This is a genomic window from Streptomyces sp. NPDC019890 (assembly GCF_044903445.1).
Classification (GTDB): Bacteria; Actinomycetota; Actinomycetes; order Streptomycetales; family Streptomycetaceae; genus Streptomyces.
On record NZ_JBJDQK010000003.1, the window covers coordinates 840,519 to 856,485 of the forward strand.

The window sequence follows — 15,967 nt, forward strand, 5'->3', positions numbered from 1 at the left end:
GGCTTCGTGGTGCACTGCCCCTCAGTCATCTGCTCCGGATGATCGGGCGGTCGATGATCAGGCCGTGGCCGAGCGGTACTTGCGTACCGCCAAGGTCCGGAAGAGCACAATGATCAGGATCGACCAGATCAGCGAGGCCCAGACCGCATGCTGCATAGGCCAGGCATCCGGTACCGGATAATGGGGCGGCAGGTTGCCGAAGAGCTGCCGACATGCCTGGACGGTGGCGCTGAACGGGTTCCAATTGGCGATGGTCTGCAGGAACGACGGCATGTTCTCGGACGGCACGAAGGCGTTCGAGATGAACGTGAGCGGGAAGAGCCAGATCAGTCCGCCGGAAGTGGCCGCCTCCGGGGTGCGGACGGTGAGGCCGATCAGCGCGCCGATCCAGGAGAACGCATACCCAAGGAGCAGCAGCAGGCCGAAGCCGGCGAGCACCTTGCCGAAATTCTCGTGGGTCCGCCAGCCGACGATGACAGCGACGATTGCAAGCACCACCAGCGTCAATGCCGTCTGGACAAGGTCGGCCAGCGTGCGCCCGGTGAGAACCGCGCCGCGGGCCATCGGCAGCGACCGGAAGCGATCAATAAGGCCCTTGTGCATGTCGTCGGCGATGCCGGCACCGGCGCCCGCCGTCGCGAAAGTAACGGTTTGAGCGAAGATGCCGGCCATCAGGAACTCCCGGTAGCCGGCAGCGCTGAGCCCGCTACCGGGCACGCTGATCGATCCACCAAAGACGTAGCTGAACAGCACCACGAACATGATCGGCTGGATCATCCCGAAGATGATCATCTCGGGGATGCGGGTCATCCGGATCAGATTGCGCTTGGCGACGACGAGCGAGTCGTTGACCGACTGCACGACACCACCGCGAGGTCTGGGGGCCGCCGGCCTGACGGCTTCCGTTGTGGTGGTCACTTGGCGCTCTCCTTCCGGGACTTCTTGTCCTTGGCGCCCGCGGCGTCCGCCGGCCCACCGTTCTCCTCCTGCTCAAGCTCGGCCGCATGGCCGGTGAGCGAGATGAAGACGTCGTCGAGGGTGGGGCGGCGCAGGCCGATGTCGTCGATCTCGACGCCGCGTATGTCCAGTTCGCGGATGACCTCGGCGAGCAGCTTGGCGCCTCCGGTGACCGGGACGGTGAGCTTGCGGGTGTGTTCGGCGACGGCGACCTCGCCCTTGCCGAAGCCGAGCAGCACCTCGCGGGTGGGGGCTATCTGCTCGCTCTCGTGCACGACGACCTCGACGCGCTCGCCGCCCGTCTGGGCCTTGAGCTGGTCGGCGGTGCCGCGGGCGATGACCTTGCCGTGGTCGATGACGCAGATGTTGTCGGCCAGGTGGTCGGCCTCTTCCAGGTACTGGGTGGTGAGCAGCAGTGTCGTACCGCCGCTGACGAGTTCCTGGATGACCTCCCACAGCTGCATCCGGTTGCGCGGGTCGAGCCCGGTGGTGGGCTCGTCCATGAACATCACGGGCGGGGAGACGACCAGGGCCGCGGCCAGGTCGAGCCGGCGGCGCATACCGCCGGAGTAGGTCTTGGCGGGCCGGTCGGCGGCGTCGGCGAGGTTGAAGCGGTCGAGCAGCTGAACCGCCCGTGTCTTCGCGTCGCGCCCGCTCATCTGGTAGAGCTGGCCGACCATCTGGAGGTTCTCACGGCCCGTCAGATACTCGTCGACCGCGGCGAACTGACCGGAGAGGCCGATGCAGCGGCGGACTTCGTTCGGGTGCTTCAGAACGTCGACACCGGCAACGACGGCCTTGCCGCTGTCGGGCTGGAGCAACGTGGTCAGTACGCGCACGGCGGTGGTCTTGCCGGCTCCGTTGGGGCCGAGAAGCCCCAGAACCGTGCCTTCGGGGACGTCGAGGTCGACGCCGTCCAGTGCCCTTACCTCGCCGAAGGTCTTCACCAGGCCTTCGGCGTATATGGCGCCCGGCATATGGGTTCTCCCAAGGTGGCAGATGAGTGGGTTACTTCGTACAAACAGCTCAGACATGAACGATCTTCCGCGCCTGGCGAGAGCACGTGGAGAGCCCTTACCGTAACGCGATACATCGCGACTCTCAAGAGGTCTCAAGAGGTCTCAAGAGTGTCGCGAGTGATGGCGTATGCACGCGCCCCAGGAACACAACGGGGCCTTGATGCCATGCATTGCTGCGCCGGGTCGGCGGGCAGCCCCCCTGTCAGCTGATGACCGTGTAACCCGCCTCGCGCAGCGCCGTCGCGACCTGCTCGCAGTGCTCCGGGCCCTTCGTCTCCAGCTGCAACTCCACCTCCACCTCCGTGAGTCCGAGCCGCGGATCGGTCCGTACGTGACTCACATCAAGGACGTTAGCGTCGACCACTGACAACGAGCCGAGAAGTGCCGCCAGCGCCCCGGGCCGGTCCGTCAGACGCACCCGCAGCGACAGATAACGGCCCGCCGCCGCCATGCCGTGCCGCAGGATCCGCTGCATCAGCAGCGGGTCCACATTGCCGCCCGACAACAGGGCCACCACCGGCCCCTTGAACGACCGCGGCTCGCTCAGCAACGCCGCCACCGGACTCGCCCCCGCAGGCTCGACCACCAGCTTCGCCCGCTCCAGGCAGAGCAGCAGCGCGCTGGAGAGCGCGTCCTCGGAGACCGTACGGACCTCGTCCACCAGATCGCCAATGATTTTGAACGGAACGTCTCCGGGGCGGCCCACCTTGATGCCGTCCGCCATCGTCGTCGGCGCGTCGATGGAGACCGGATGCCCGGCGCTGAGCGAGGGCGGATACGCGGCCGAACCCTCCGCCTGCACGCCGACCAGCTTCACATCCGGCCGCAGCGCCTTCACCGCCACCGCGATACCGGCCACCAGTCCGCCGCCGCCGACCCCGATGACGATCGTCCGCACCTCAGGGCACTGCTCCAGGATCTCCAGGCCCACCGTGCCCTGCCCGGCGATGATGTCGGGGTGGTCGAAGGGGTGGATGAAGACCGCGCCCGTGTCGTGCGCGTACTCCTGCGCGGCGGCCAGGGTCTCGTCGATGACCTGGCCGTGCAGCTTCACCTCGGCGCCGTACTCCCTCGTCGCGGCGACCTTCGGCAGCGGCGCCCCCATGGGCATGAACACCGTGGAGCGCACGCCGAGGAGCGAGGAGGCCAGCGCCACGCCCTGCGCGTGGTTGCCGGCGGAGGCGGCGACGACCCCGGCCGCCCGCTCCTCCGGGGAGAGCCCGGCGATCCGCACGTACGCGCCGCGCAGCTTGAACGAACCGGTGCGCTGCAGGTTCTCGCACTTGAGGTGGACGGGCGCGCCCACCAGCTGCGACAGATGCCTGCTGCCCTCCATCGGCGTGGTTCTCGCGATCCCCGAGAGCATCTTCTGCGCCCCCCGGATGTCGTCGAGGATGACGGGGTGCAAGGGGCCAGACGTACTGAAGCTCATGACGTCAAGTCTCGCAGCTCACCGGCCGGGCGGCCGCCCGGATGTCAGGCTCCCTCTTCCCGGCGGCCGCCCCGATCCCACGCTCCTCCACTGGTTTGTGCAGCCCTGGTACGCACCGCGTGAAGGCCGCGTACTCTGTCCCCCACCAACCGACCACCGCACGAGAGAGCCCCCTGGCCATGCCCACCTCTCAGGACATGACGACTCATCTCGACCCCGGCCTCCTCGATGCCCTCCAGCACCAGGTTGCCGTCTTCGCACGCCGCGCGGAACAGACCCGGCTCGGCGGGGTCGGCCAGGTCCGCAACTCCATGGACCGTGCCGCATATCTGCTGCTCAACAGGCTCGACAAGGAAGGCCCGATGGGCGTCAAGGCTCTTGCGGCGGGCATGGGCATCGACTCCTCGACCGTCACCCGCCAGGTCGCGCCGCTCGTCGACACCGGCCTGGTCAAGCGCACCTCGCACCCGGAGGACGGCCGCGCCGTCGTACTCCAGCTGTCCCCGCGCGGCCAGGCCAGGCTCGAAGAGGTCCGCTCCTCACGGCGCGAGCTGATGGCCCAGGTGACGGACGGCTGGACGGAGTCCGAGCGGGAGTCGTTCTGCACTCTGCTCACCCGGTTCAACACTGCGCTCTCCGCCCGCCAGGCCGGTCTGCCGCCCGTGGACACGGAGTCGCCGCCGACCTCTTGACCCGGGTGGCTCATCTGCTCCTATATGAGGACGTGAGCGAGCGGCAGACGGCACAAGGGCGTCGCCGGGCCCGGGAGTTCGAGGCGTTCGTCGCGGGCGCGGCCGGCCGGCTGCTGCACGCCGCCACACTGCTGACCGCCGAGCCGCCCGGCGCCAACCCGCACGCCCAGCAGCTGCTGACCGCCGCGCTTGCCCATACGTACGCGGAGTGGGACCGGCTGCGCGGCGAGGACCCGTACGAACGCACCCGCCAGGAGCTCGCCGCCCGCTTCGCACGCAGCGCCTGGCGCTACCACCGGGTGCGCGGCGGGGTGCTCGACCGCCTCACCCCGCAGGAACGGCTGATTCTGGTGCTGCGCCTGTACGAGGGGGTGGCGGAGGAGCAGACGGCGGCGCTGATCGGGCTGCCGGTGGAACGGGTCCGGGCGATCTGCTCGCGCGCGATCGCGGCGATGCGCAGCACGCCGCCGCCGAGGCCGCCGCGCGCTCCGGCGGAGGCGGCGACATGAGCCCCCGCGCGCACGCTCGGGACGAGGCGGCGACATGAGCCCCCGGGACCGCAAGGAGGACGAGGTCCGCCGGATGCTGGAGACCCGCCATCCACAGGTCCCCGCGGACCTGGCCGCGCGGGCCGCCGCACAGGGCACCCGGCTGCTGCGCCGCCATCGGGCGGTGCGGCGCGCGGCATGGCTGCTGCTGGCAGCGGCGGCGATCGCGTTCGCGGTCTGGGCGGTGCTGGCACAGCCGTGGGTGACGCCGCCGACGAATACGACGCCTCCGTTGGAGGGCTGGTAATCCCGCCACATCACCCGCAGCGCCCGATCTGTACGGATTTACCCTGGAGAAAGCGGCGTACAGATCGAGCCGAGGAGATCGTGATGACGAGAAAAGTCGCCGACTGCCGCAAGTTCCCGAGTGACATGGACTGCTCGCTGACGATTGCCGGCGAGGAGGAGGAAGTCGTACGGACCGCGTCGGAGCACGCGGTCTCGGTCCACGGGCACGCGGACAGCCTGGAGCTGCGCGCGCAGATCCGTGAACTCCTGGAGGACGAGAAGGTCAGCGCTTGATGCGCGCCTGACGCTCGAGGCTCTGTGCTTGGCAGTTGATGGGGCGGGCGTGGGCCGATGACCGGGTGGGCGTGAGCGGCGACGAGGCAGACGGCCTCGGTCGACACTCCTGCGCCGCAAGCGTCGGCCGGAACGGTCGGCCGCACCGTCGGCCGGCACCGTCAGCCGGGGCGCCCGGGCCGGGTCCCTCCGCGGGACCCGGCCCCGGACCCGAACCCGGCCCCGACGCCGCCGACTGGCTTCCGGCTCCCTAGCCGAGCGCCTGCTGCAGGTCGGCCAGCAGATCGTCCCCGGCCTCGATGCCCACCGACACGCGCACCAGGTCCGCCGGAACCTCCAGGGCGGAGCCCGCCACCGAGGCGTGCGTCATCCGTCCCGGGTGCTCGATCAGCGACTCGACGCCGCCCAGGGACTCACCCAGCGTGAAGAGCTTCGCGCGGTTGCAGACCTCGACCGCGGCCTCCTCCCCACCCGTGACGCGGAACGAGACCATGCCGCCGAAGTGCTTCATCTGCTTCGCGGCGGTCTCGTGGCCGGGGTGGTCCGGCAGGCCCGGGTAGAGGACCTGGGTGACCTTGGGGTGGCGGGTGAGCATCTCGGCGACCCGGGTGGCGTTCTCGCTGTGCCGGTCCATCCGGACGGGCAGCGTCTTGATGCCACGCAGCACCAGCCATGCGTCGAACGGGCCCGCGACCGCGCCCATCGCATTCTGGTGGTACGCCAGTTCCTCGCCGACCGCCGCGTCCGCCGCGATCAGCGCACCGCCGACGACGTCCGAGTGCCCGCCCATGTACTTGGTCAGCGAGTGCACGACGATGTCCGCGCCGAGCGCGATCGGCTGCTGGAGATAGGGGCTCGCGAAGGTGTTGTCCACGACGAGCCGCGCGCCCGCGCCCCGGGCGATCTCCGCGACGGCGGCGATGTCGGTGATGCCGAGGAGCGGGTTGGACGGGGTCTCGACCCAGATGACCTTGGTCTTCGGGGTGAGGGCGGCCCGTACCGACGCCGGGTCGGAGGTGTTGGCGACCGACCATTCGACGCCCCAGCGCGAGACGACCTTGGCGAAGAGGCGGAAGGTGCCGCCGTACGCGTCGTTCGGAATCACCACGTGATCGCCGGGCTCGAGCAGCGTACGCAGCAGGCAGTCCTCCGCCGCGAGTCCGGACGCGAAGGCGAGCCCGCGACGGCCGCCCTCCAGCGCCGCGAGGTTCTCCTCGAGCGCGGTACGCGTCGGGTTGGCACTGCGGCTGTATTCATAGCCGCCGCGCAGTCCCCCCACACCGTCCTGCTTGTAGGTGGACACCTGGTAGATGGGCGGGACGACCGCGCCGGTCAGCGGGTCGGCGGTGTTGCCCGCGTGGATGGCGCGGGTTTCGAAGCCGTGCAGGTTGTGGTGATCGCTCATGAGCCCGAGCGTAGTCCCGAGCCGGGCCTCGGTGCGGACCGGCCCGACGCCCCTCCGGTGCGGTCCGGGACAATGGATTCATGGAGATTCTCTGGTTCCTGATCGCGCTGTGCATGCTGACAGCCGTCATCGGTCCTTTTGTACTGCGCCGACGTTCGGGCATCCACCTGGTCGCACCGGGCTCGCCCGATGCCGCCGACCCGGACACATACGGATTCCTCCGCCAGGAGGAGCTGGACATCCGGCTCCCGGGACCTGACCAGGACCTCCTCGACGTACTCGACGTCGTCCAGCGCACCCAGGACTGGCGGGCCGCCTCGCAGCTGCTCGCGGGCACCGCGCGGGAGGGCGAGGTGCGCTGGCAGCGCGTACAGGCCTTCGCGGGGGCCGCGTCGCTGGAGCTCCAGCAGCAGCCGGGAGCCGGCGGCGCGTGGCTGCGCGCCTGGCGGCTGGACTCCCCCAAGGACGCGGGCGGCGCGGCCGTCTTCGCCGAGTTCCTTGTGCAGCAGGCGTGGCGCTCCTCCGCGGCGGGGACCGACGACTTCCTGATCATCCTGGAGGAGGCGCGTACGGCCTGCGGCGAGGCGGCACTGCTCGCGCCCGGCGACCCGATTCCGTACATCGTGGAACTCGCCGTCGCGCGCGGCCTCGGCTACTCGCACGAGCAGTTCGACCAGGTGTGGGCGAAGATCATCGACCGCGCGCCGGAACACATGGGCGCGTATCTGGCCGCGCTGCACTACTGGTGCGAGAAGTGGCACGGCTCGCGCGAGGAGGCCGACCACTTCGCGACGACGGCCGCGGCGCGCGCCCCGCAGGGCTCACTGCTGGCCGCGCTGCCGCTCTTCGCGGTGTACGAGCACCTGCCCGAGGTCAACCTGGTGCAGGGCTTCTACCGGAGCGCGGTGGTGACGAAGGCGATGGAGGGCGCCCTCTTCGCGGTCCACGCGGCCCGCCCGGACGACCCGATGCTGGCGCATGTACGCCATCTGCTGATCCTCTTCCTGGTCCGCTCGGAACGCTGGGCCGAGGCGATGAACCAGCTGGTCCACGTGGACGGCCATGTCGGCGCGCTGCCGTGGACCATGAGCGAGGACCCGGCGGCGACGTACACGATCCACCGGAACCTCGCGGTGGCGGGCTACGAGGCGAACGGCGGCAGCCCGGCGACGCTGCCGCACTGAGCCGGGCCCTGTCTGAGGGGCGGGCGGAATCCTGGACCGCCTCCGGACGTTGTGCTGTAGGCATCGACCACCTGAGGAGCCCCGCATGTTCCTGTCCCGCCGCACCCCCGAGCTCCCCACCCCCGACCAGGCCCTGCGCGGCCGCCCGACCCCCGAATTCACCGTCCCCGACCGCCACACGGTCCTGGGCAACCCACTGCTGGGCCCGTACCCGGAGGGCCTGGAGGTGGCGGACTTCGGCCTGGGCTGCTTCTGGGGCGCGGAGCGCAAGTTCTGGCAGACGGACGGCGTGTGGACGACGCTGGTCGGCTACCAGGGCGGCTACACCGAGAACCCGTCGTACGAGGAGGTCTGCTCGGGCCTGACGGGCCACACGGAGGCGGTGCGGGTCGTCTTCGACCCGAAGATCGTCTCGTACGAGTCGCTGCTGAAGCTGTTCTGGGAGTCACACAACCCGACGCAGGGCTTCAGGCAGGGCAATGACGTGGGCACGCAGTACCGCTCGGCGATCTACACCCACTCGGAGTCCCAGGCCTCGGCGGCGCAGGCTTCGCGGGAGGCGTATCAGGGGGTCCTGACGGGCTCGGGGTACGGGACGATCACGACGGAACTGCTGCCGGCGGAGGGCCGCGCGTTCTTCCCGGCCGAGGGGTACCACCAGCAGTACTTGGACAAGAACCCGGCGGGGTACTGCGGGATCGGCGGGACGGGCGTCAAGCTAGATGCCCCGTCCGAGACGAACTGGGGCCGCTCCTGCCCGACGGGCATCGCGGCTGCGCCGGAAGCCACTGAGGGATAGCCACCTAGCGGGCCGGGAATTCAGTTGCCTCGCGTCCCCTCAAGCTGCCTAGATTCTCCGTATGGCGGACATTCAGGGCTCATACGATGATCTGTTCACTGCCGTGCCCAGCGCGCTGGCGGCATTGCTGGACGAGGGAGACGCCGGTGGCTCGGTGGCCGTCTTCGTGGATGGCCGGCCGGTGGTGGACGTCTGGGGCGGATTCACCGACGCCGACCGTACGATCCCGTGGCAGCGCGACACGATCGTCAACGTCTGGTCCGTGACCAAGACGATGACCGCGCTGTGCGCCCTGGTTCTCGCCGACCGTGGCGAACTCGACCTGGCCGCGCCGGTCGCCCGGTACTGGCCGGAGTTCGCCGCGGCGGGCAAAGAGAAGGTGCTGGTACGCCACCTGCTCGCGCACACGGCTGGCCTGCCCGACTGGGACGGGCCGGTGGCGGAGCTGTACGACTGGACATCCGCCACGGCACGACTGGCCGCGCAGGCTCCGCAATGGGAGCCGGGCAGCGAGGCCGGATACCACTCGCTCACCCAGGGATTCCTCGCGGGCGAGGTCGTACGCCGCATCACCGGCCGGACTGTGGGCGCGTTCTTCGCGGACGAGGTTGCCGGCCCGCTGGGCGCGGACTTCCACATCGGCCTGCCCGCCGAGCACGACCACCGGGTGGCGCTCGCGATCCCGCCACAGTCCCGGGACGACTGCTACGCCGCGAGTGCCTCCGCCGGCGGCGCGGCTCCCGCCGCCGGGACCCCGATACGGGTCCACGACGGGAACAGCGTGGCCTGGCGCCGTGCGCAAATCCCTGCGGCGAGCGGGCTCGGCAACGCCCGCTCGGTCGCCCTTGTCCAGTCCGTGATGGCCTGCGGAGGATCGGTGCGGGGGACGCAGCTGCTGTCGCAGGCGGGTTGTGACCGTGCCCGGGAGGAGCAGTTCCACGGCGATGACCGCGTCCTGGGCATGCCCATGCGCTGGGGTCTGGGCTACGGATTGTTCGGCAACACCTACGGGTGGGGCGGTTGGGGCGGCTCACTGGTCATGATCGATCCTGACGCCCGTATGGCAGTGGCGTACGTGACACATCAGATGCGCGAACCCGCGGACGACAATCGGGGACTAGAGATCGTCACGGCCGCGTATGACGGGCTCACGGGTCTGCGCGCCTGATCCAACGGGTCACATGGTGCTCTATGTTGGTTTGTTCCGCCTCTCGGAGTGCTGCTGGTGAGTCTGTGGAGGCGGTTCTTCTTGGTGAGGCTGGTGGTGTGACGGATGGGGTGGAGGTCTGCTCGTGCCTGTCTCATTCCAGGACGCCCGGGTCTGTCCCGTGCTTCGACGCGGCAGGATGCACGAATGGGCGCACGCCCCCGGGCGGCGGTATGCCCGGGTCATGACGGAACGTCGCGCGTATCCAAGTGATCTGTCCGATGCCCGCTGGGAGTTGATCGAGCCGGTGCTGTCCTCCTGGCGCTTCGAACGCCGCGGCCGGGCCCTGGACTTCGGCCGGCCACCACGGCATGACCTGCGCGAGGTCATGAACGCGATCCTGTACGTGGACCGCACCGGCTGCCAGTGGGCCTACCTCCCGCACGACTTCCCGCCGCGCATCAGAGTGTCTACGACTAATTCGCCAGGTGGCAAAAGGACGGTGTCTTCGCCCAGCTCAACGGCCTCTTGAGGGAGTTGGTGCGCCAGCAGGAAGGCCGCGAAGCCACCCCGTCCGCCTGCGTGATCGACGCACAGAGCGTCAAGACGTGCCCGGGAGCGTAAGCCCTGGGATTTGTCCCGCCCATGTGACTGTCACCTCGTCGGATCGTTGTCTCGGCCGTGGGGCAGGGTGATCTGACAGATGCAGGTTGGGAGCGGCTGCGGGCGTTCCTGCCCGTGGGCAGTGGTCGATACGGTAGGTGGCGGGATCATCGGCAGGTGATCGACGCTGTACTGCGGGTCAGTGTGGTGCTGACTCATCGGATGTCGCGGTCCGCTCGCTGGTCAGCGATCGCTGCTGCGAGTGCGAGAAGCGCCTCGACATGGGCAGCCGCGATGGCCCACTCCGGGTGGGCGCGGCTGTACTTCATTCCTTCGAGCAGCTCTCGAGCCTTGTTCGCGTGCGTGTCGTAGTCCGCCATGCTGACCCCATTGTCTGTGGTCCGTACCGTAGCCGAACAGCTCTGTGGAGCTGGCATGAGGCGAGACTAAATGGCCCGAGCCAACACGGGGTCGCAAGACACACGGCTCCGGAGGCCCCTTGAGTCCCAGGCGTTCGCGCTGGTCACAAGCCTGAATGGTGATCCTCTTGTTTCTCGGCGTCCACGAATAGGCCGCAGGCTGATGACGGGTCTCCACTTCGTCGCGTCTGGAGTCATCACGTCACACCGTCCGTGCCCCGTGACGGCCTTGTCCCGGCTCTGTGACACCGGGAGTTCCAGTGCTGCGGTGCGACGAGGCCGTTGCTACGGTCCCGCTTCGGGGTGCGGCCGATTGGGCCGCCTGTGAACAGGGGGACGTCCAGATGAATGCCAATCGCCTCAGACCCGTTGTCCTCGCGCTCGCGGCCGTCGCGCTGACCGCTGTGCTCACAGGGTGCAGGGAGGACGGGTCTGCCGCCGGGGCGGACGCGGCGCCGAGCGCGGGAGCCAAGGCCACTCCGTCGCCGAGCACGACTGCCGGGGAGCCCGACGCGATGCCGAGCGTGGGCGCCACGGCCCCCTCGTCGCCCCGTGCGGGCGGTAGCGGCACGCCCGCTGGCAAGCCCGACACCAAGCACACCGGATCAGCCGCGACCCACGCGCCCGCCGCTGACTGTGCCAGCGAGCCGCCGAGCCCGGACCAGGTCGACCCCGACGAGATCGCCGTCTACCGGGTTGAGGAACTCGACGGCAGTACCGGGAAGGTGAACCTGGTCATTGAGCACGGTGCCTGGGGATGCCCGGGGAAGGACACTGACGGTGCGCCCTTCGTCGTCACAGGCGAGCACAGCCGCTGGGCTCTTGACCAGGCCGCGTATGTCACCGCCACCAACCCCATCACCGACAGCAGTGAGAACCAGCGGATCGGCGTGCAGGAGCTGATCGACTGGATCAATGCGCACCCCGACTCCGGCCTGGTGTTCAGGTATGAGACCGGCAAGGACGGCGCCATCCACCGCCTGGAGCAGGTCTTCACGCCGTAGTCAGGGCGGAGCCCTGCTGGTCTCCGCCCTGGCGGTACCCGTGCGCCAAGAGCAACGCACAAGACCGACCTGCACCATCTGTTCGGGCAAGCGTGTGCTGCGTGGTGGGCTCTCTGATGTTCATGCCAGGGTGGCCCTTGCACGAGCTGGGCCGTCGACAATCAGAAGCGGATTTGGGCAAGACCAGGGGGCCACTCGGACACATTGCGGGCGGGGGACCTGCCCGAGTAGCCGGCAAGCGTACGGCCCCCGGCCTGCTCTTTCGCCCCCTTGTGGGCGCGGGCTGGCGACGGCGCGCGGCCCCACTGGCGCAGACGTGGTGGGAGCCGGGCGGCGGCGTCCGCCCGGCGCCGCCGCGCCTTGGCGCGGCACCTCTGATCTCTTATCAGACTGCTACCGCAGTTCAGGAGGTCGGGAATGCAGACGCCTCAAGCGTCAACTGTGGTGTTCTCCCGAGCTTCCGCCGTTCTCCCGATGGGCCGGTGCCCTGGTGTCGTTGAAACTTCTGGGGGCCACTGGGGCGCATGGCGGGCGTAGGACAGGGCCGGTCCCGTGTGGCTGGGCTGCGTGTGGCGGCTGGGTTGGCAATGATCGGCTCGCTGGCCGAATGCCGGTCGGGCAGCGAGCGCCCGCCACCTCTGCTCCATGTACCGCCCAGGGCGATAAGCGTGCTCGGCCTGACGGCGCTTTGAGGTGTCGTCACGAGGCTACTGGTTGCCAACTTTGTAGTCAGGGTCCACGTAGCAGGGAGAGTCCAGGGTGATGTACAGGCCGTCGCGCCCGGCCTTCTCCCACTTGGAGGCGTCCGCGGCTCGGGAGACGAAGTCCTCCTCGATCGTCGCCGTGTGATGGAGCTTCGTGTCCTCGACGTCGAGCTGCATCTGCTGGGCCTTTGAGTTGGCCTTTTCGAAGCGGTACGCCTTCCAGCCGTGCTTGGGGAGTTCTTCGCGAAGTCGCTCCAGCGCTGCGGTGAGGGCTTCCCTGGAGGGTCCGTACACCTTCCAGAAGTGCTTGACCCGGTACCCATGCTCGACCTTCTCGCACGGGGAGACATCAGGAGAACCGTTGGTGGTCTCTCCTTTCAGGCCGGAGAGATCCAGAATGAGGCTGGACTGATTGCGCACCAGGTCCTTGGCCTCCTTGACAGGCATCTTCTCCGGTGTGTAGTCGAGTCCGTCGTTATTCATGGCGCTGCATCCTGTCGTGGCGATCAGTGCGGCGGTGGTGAGCGTGGCGAGCCGGGCCGTCCGCGACGCGATCCTGCGATGATTACTAGTCAGCATGTGTCACCCTGTCGTACTTTCCTACGGTTACCCGGGCCTGGTTGTTGAGGCTCTCCGTCCCTGCATCCCAGTAGCCGCTGTGGCCGCGAGATCCATCCGTTGCGACGATCCTCGCGCCGAAGTCCGGATTGGTGGGAGTCAGGGGCTTCACGACACTGGTGCCGTCTCCGTCCATCCACGACGGGAGGATGTCTACGTCCAGCTTGAGCGGGGCGTGCTTCCAGCCGCCGATGTCGGGGACTGGGTCGCTCGTGACGAAGGGGATGTTGATCCCGCCGTGCTTGTCGTCGCCGACGTAGGGGATGGGGACACCCTTGAGGATCGGGTCGCTGTCGGCCTCGGCGGCGAAGACATGGCCCTGGGGAACGTCGAGTTCCGCAGCGGAGCCGACCTGCATGCCGGGGCTGCCGGCGACGAAGACGTCGTCGACCGGGAGGGTGCCCTGACGGGCGGCGGAGCCGATGACGGTACTGCCGTAGCTGTGGCCCGTCACGGTCAGATGGTCCTGCCCTCCCTCGTGGGAGGAGCGCAGCCCGCCCAGGAAGTCTTCTCCAGCTGCTGCCAGGTGATCACTTCGGTCCCCCGGTCCTGCCCTCGAACTTCTTCCGGATCACGACCTCCCGCTCGCCGAACTCCTTGCCCGCGCTCCTGAGAGAGCCCTCGAGGCGCCGGCACTCGTCGCGTACGGCGGTGAGACGCAGCTTCCAGGAATCGAGAACCTCGTCCATCGCCTTGGTGCTGTCCAGGCCCTCGGTGTTCTTCGCCTCGACCTTGGCGGCAGTCTCCAGGTCGGTCAGCGCGGAGGCAGAGGAGGTGTGCAGCGCGTCGGCGACGCCGGAGGCCGTAGTCCAGGGGCCGCCGCTGGCCTTGAGATCGGGAGCGCCGCTGTCGCCCCCGCCGCCGGGCGCATCGGCCGAGGCCAGGGCCATTGAAGTGCCGGAGCTGGGGCTGTCGTTGCCGAACAGCGCTCCCCATTTCTCGTCGAGCGCCATGCGCCCTCCCCCGTGACAAGCAGACCAATACTTCCGCGAACCTAACGGACGGAACTGTGATCGTCGAACGCGACGAGCAGTCACTCCCCTGTGGTTGGTGGGGACGATGCGATGGGGGTGACTGATTCCGCTCAGCGGAAAGGCGAGGTTTCAGCGGTCCGTCGACAACCGTAAAGCGGCGCCTTGTATGCGTCGGACGGAGAGAGTGTGAAGTCGAACCAAGGGTCGGCGGCGAGTACGGAAACGGCCCTGCGCGCCTCACACAGAAGATCGTTGAGGCGCGGACAAGGCTCAGGAAGACCGCGGCACAGACCTGGACGTCGACGTGCTCGCGAGCCTGAGCCGGCATGTCGGTGAACGTGGACACCGGGGCATCGGCGCGCTGGTCGTACAGGGCACCAGCTCCGAGCTGCCCCGGTCTCAACTCAACGGCCGTGAAAGGCTCTGAACGAGACGGGAATTGAGACGGTCGGCAGAGCGAGACTCGCTCGCAATCTTCTGCGTTGAGGAGGAGCCATGGCATTGGGCCGCAAGAGAGCACGGCGCATCGTCGTCGACGGCACAACCTACCGATGGCGGCTGCGCAGAAGGCCGACCTACAACCAGGCTCTTTGCTGGACACCGTGCACCTTCGCTGTCGAGCATGCAGACGCCCCCGGGACCACGCTCGTGGTCATCACCAGCCAGCCGCATGCCAGCAACTGGTTCGGGCGACAGGCCAAGCCTGTGCTGCCATGCGACGTTGCCCACGCCGTCGAACTCGCTCTCCGCCAGGGTTGGACTCCCACGGCCCCGGGCTCCCCGTTTCACCTGGACCGGTCTGCCGGCTTTACGCCCTCACCCTGAGCCGAGTGGTTGACCGCTGATCCCTGCCCTACCTGGTGCGGCCGCACCCACCTCACGAATTCAAATTGCAGTAGTTCAACCAGAAATATTCGGCGAGTCGGCCGCTGTACCGGGCCCCACCTCTCGGACGCGGACGATGCCCTGCGCTCGGACCGCTCAAGTTGCACAGTGCCGGATCCTGTCCCAGCCTGGTTGACGTGCGGCCTTTTCGCCGGGAAACCACCGCGAACAATTCGCCCCTGTTGCCGAACAGCTTACGGCGGTCGTGCTGGCGAAGTAATCCCGGTCATCGAATCACGTTATCGCCACACCAGGATGACCAGAACATCCCGCAAACCCCTTGCCTGAGGAGCGAAACGCCCATGACCACTACGCTCGAGCTGCCCGTACCCACCCCGACCATCGGCAGGGAGATACTTGCCGAATACGCCGACGAGCGAGAGACCTTCGAAAACGCCAGCATTCAGTACCGCGACGAGCGTGCCGAGCTGGCCTTCCAGGCGAGCAAGGTCCACGTGGCCAGAACCCACCCGACCCTGAATCTCGATGAACGCGAAGCCGCGCTCGGCGAACTGGCCGAACAACTCGGTGCGCCGGCGCTCAAACTGCGCGAACAGAAGGACGTACCAGTGCCTGGCGGCGTCGGCTATGGAGCCTTCTTCAATACGTCGTTCAAAACCGGGTTCGGAAAGGGAACCTCTCTGTACTGGGAGGTCGTGTGCCCGACCGTACCGGGAGGGAACGTCAACGACTGGCTGTACCTCACCGGCATGAATCGGGCGGGCAAGGGTGTCGAGGCCTTCGTGTCCTACCACGCGCAGGAGGCGCCTCGCTTCAAGGTGTTCGACTGGGCTCGCACCGATCACTGGCAGATCGACTGCCCGTGGTCGGCCCTCGGAAGCTACCTGATGACCAGAACCGCGCACGGCCAGAACTACCAGATTCTCGGCGTGTGGAACAGCACGTGGGAAATCGCGCCTGGCCAGTGGCGCAACCAGGCCCTGCTGTGGAACCGGGTGGGTGCGCCGTGAGGCGCTTGTTGTTCGAGTGGAGGTGAAAGACCACCACCAATTCCCTGTCGCAGCAGGGGGTTTGAAGCTGAGGGCAGTTCGAGC

18 protein-coding genes and 1 pseudogene are annotated in these 15,967 nt (G+C 68.3%); 11 read left to right on the plus strand and 8 right to left on the minus strand.

The window, feature by feature from the left end; translation table 11 throughout:
• Positions 1 to 57: 57 nt before the first annotated feature.
• From ACI2LP_RS12180 to ilvA, 3 genes are all read right to left on the minus strand, one after another.
• On the minus strand, positions 58 to 918 hold the full coding sequence (locus ACI2LP_RS12180) for an ABC transporter permease (RefSeq protein WP_404724407.1): 861 nt from the start codon (positions 916 to 918) through the stop codon (positions 58 to 60).
• Positions 915 to 1,934, minus strand: coding sequence for an ATP-binding cassette domain-containing protein (locus ACI2LP_RS12185; protein ID WP_404724408.1), 1,020 nt, complete (start codon positions 1,932 to 1,934; stop codon positions 915 to 917). The genes ACI2LP_RS12180 and ACI2LP_RS12185 overlap by 4 nt, the downstream gene beginning before the upstream one ends.
• 244 nt (positions 1,935 to 2,178) lie before the next feature.
• Complete coding sequence (ilvA, locus tag ACI2LP_RS12190; protein ID WP_404724409.1) at positions 2,179 to 3,408, minus strand: threonine ammonia-lyase; 1,230 nt, start codon at positions 3,406 to 3,408, stop codon at positions 2,179 to 2,181.
• Between the two features lie 179 nt (positions 3,409 to 3,587).
• On the opposite strand from ilvA, the gene ACI2LP_RS12195 reads away from it, so the two are divergent.
• The 4 genes from ACI2LP_RS12195 (at position 3,588) to ACI2LP_RS12210 (ending at position 5,170) form a co-directional block, all read left to right on the plus strand.
• On the plus strand, positions 3,588 to 4,100 hold the full coding sequence (locus ACI2LP_RS12195) for a MarR family winged helix-turn-helix transcriptional regulator (RefSeq protein WP_404724410.1): 513 nt from the start codon (positions 3,588 to 3,590) through the stop codon (positions 4,098 to 4,100).
• 32 nt (positions 4,101 to 4,132) lie between these two features.
• Complete coding sequence (locus ACI2LP_RS12200; RefSeq protein ID WP_404724411.1) at positions 4,133 to 4,609, plus strand: sigma factor-like helix-turn-helix DNA-binding protein; 477 nt, start codon at positions 4,133 to 4,135, stop codon at positions 4,607 to 4,609.
• Positions 4,610 to 4,643: 34 nt separating this feature from the next.
• Entirely contained in the window at positions 4,644 to 4,895 is a 252-nt protein-coding gene (locus ACI2LP_RS12205; protein WP_404724412.1) for a hypothetical protein, read from the plus strand.
• 83 nt (positions 4,896 to 4,978) lie between these two features.
• A complete protein-coding gene (locus tag ACI2LP_RS12210) occupies positions 4,979 to 5,170 on the plus strand; it encodes a DUF1059 domain-containing protein (protein WP_404724413.1) in 192 nt (63 codons plus the stop codon).
• Positions 5,171 to 5,420: 250 nt separating this feature from the next.
• On the opposite strand, the gene ACI2LP_RS12215 is transcribed toward ACI2LP_RS12210, so the two are convergent.
• The gene (locus ACI2LP_RS12215; protein WP_404724414.1) at positions 5,421 to 6,575 is read right to left on the minus strand and encodes a cystathionine gamma-synthase; all 1,155 of its coding nucleotides are present in this window, start codon (positions 6,573 to 6,575) and stop codon (positions 5,421 to 5,423) included.
• A gap of 80 nt (positions 6,576 to 6,655) precedes the next feature.
• On the opposite strand from ACI2LP_RS12215, the gene ACI2LP_RS12220 reads away from it, so the two are divergent.
• The 4 genes and pseudogenes from ACI2LP_RS12220 to ACI2LP_RS12235 all read left to right on the plus strand — a co-directional run.
• Positions 6,656 to 7,759, plus strand: coding sequence for a hypothetical protein (locus ACI2LP_RS12220; RefSeq protein ID WP_404724415.1), 1,104 nt, complete (start codon positions 6,656 to 6,658; stop codon positions 7,757 to 7,759).
• An 85-nt stretch (positions 7,760 to 7,844) separates the two neighbouring features.
• Entirely contained in the window at positions 7,845 to 8,558 is a 714-nt protein-coding gene (gene msrA / locus ACI2LP_RS12225; protein ID WP_404724416.1) for a peptide-methionine (S)-S-oxide reductase MsrA, read from the plus strand.
• 61 nt (positions 8,559 to 8,619) lie between these two features.
• A complete protein-coding gene (locus ACI2LP_RS12230) occupies positions 8,620 to 9,726 on the plus strand; it encodes a serine hydrolase domain-containing protein (protein WP_404724417.1) in 1,107 nt (368 codons plus the stop codon).
• 223 nt (positions 9,727 to 9,949) lie between these two features.
• Positions 9,950 to 10,314 (plus strand): annotated as a pseudogene (locus ACI2LP_RS12235) (transposase); the annotation flags it as partial.
• A 209-nt stretch (positions 10,315 to 10,523) separates the two neighbouring features.
• On the opposite strand, the gene ACI2LP_RS12240 reads toward ACI2LP_RS12235, so the two are convergent.
• Positions 10,524 to 10,688 (minus strand): hypothetical protein, encoded by a 165-nt coding sequence (locus tag ACI2LP_RS12240; protein WP_404724418.1) that lies wholly within the window; start codon positions 10,686 to 10,688, stop codon positions 10,524 to 10,526.
• 383 nt (positions 10,689 to 11,071) lie between these two features.
• Between ACI2LP_RS12240 and ACI2LP_RS12245 the strand changes: the two genes are divergently transcribed.
• The gene (locus ACI2LP_RS12245; protein WP_404724419.1) at positions 11,072 to 11,731 is read left to right on the plus strand and encodes a hypothetical protein; all 660 of its coding nucleotides are present in this window, start codon (positions 11,072 to 11,074) and stop codon (positions 11,729 to 11,731) included.
• 707 nt (positions 11,732 to 12,438) lie between these two features.
• On the opposite strand, the gene ACI2LP_RS12250 is transcribed toward ACI2LP_RS12245, so the two are convergent.
• The 3 genes from ACI2LP_RS12250 to ACI2LP_RS12260 are packed head-to-tail and all read right to left on the minus strand — an operon-like array spanning position 12,439 to position 14,006.
• Entirely contained in the window at positions 12,439 to 13,014 is a 576-nt protein-coding gene (locus ACI2LP_RS12250; protein ID WP_404724420.1) for a hypothetical protein, read from the minus strand.
• Positions 13,004 to 13,579, minus strand: a complete 576-nt coding sequence (locus ACI2LP_RS12255; RefSeq protein ID WP_404724456.1) for an alpha/beta hydrolase — start codon at positions 13,577 to 13,579, stop codon at positions 13,004 to 13,006. The genes ACI2LP_RS12250 and ACI2LP_RS12255 overlap by 11 nt, the downstream gene beginning before the upstream one ends.
• A gap of 4 nt (positions 13,580 to 13,583) precedes the next feature.
• On the minus strand, positions 13,584 to 14,006 hold the full coding sequence (locus ACI2LP_RS12260; protein ID WP_404724421.1) for a hypothetical protein: 423 nt from the start codon (positions 14,004 to 14,006) through the stop codon (positions 13,584 to 13,586).
• 516 nt (positions 14,007 to 14,522) lie between these two features.
• Here ACI2LP_RS12260 and ACI2LP_RS12265 point away from each other — a divergent pair.
• On the plus strand, positions 14,523 to 14,852 hold the full coding sequence (locus ACI2LP_RS12265) for a hypothetical protein (RefSeq protein WP_404724422.1): 330 nt from the start codon (positions 14,523 to 14,525) through the stop codon (positions 14,850 to 14,852).
• Between the two features lie 362 nt (positions 14,853 to 15,214).
• A complete protein-coding gene (locus tag ACI2LP_RS12270; protein WP_404724423.1) occupies positions 15,215 to 15,883 on the plus strand; it encodes a hypothetical protein in 669 nt (222 codons plus the stop codon).
• Positions 15,884 to 15,967 lie beyond the last annotated feature (84 nt).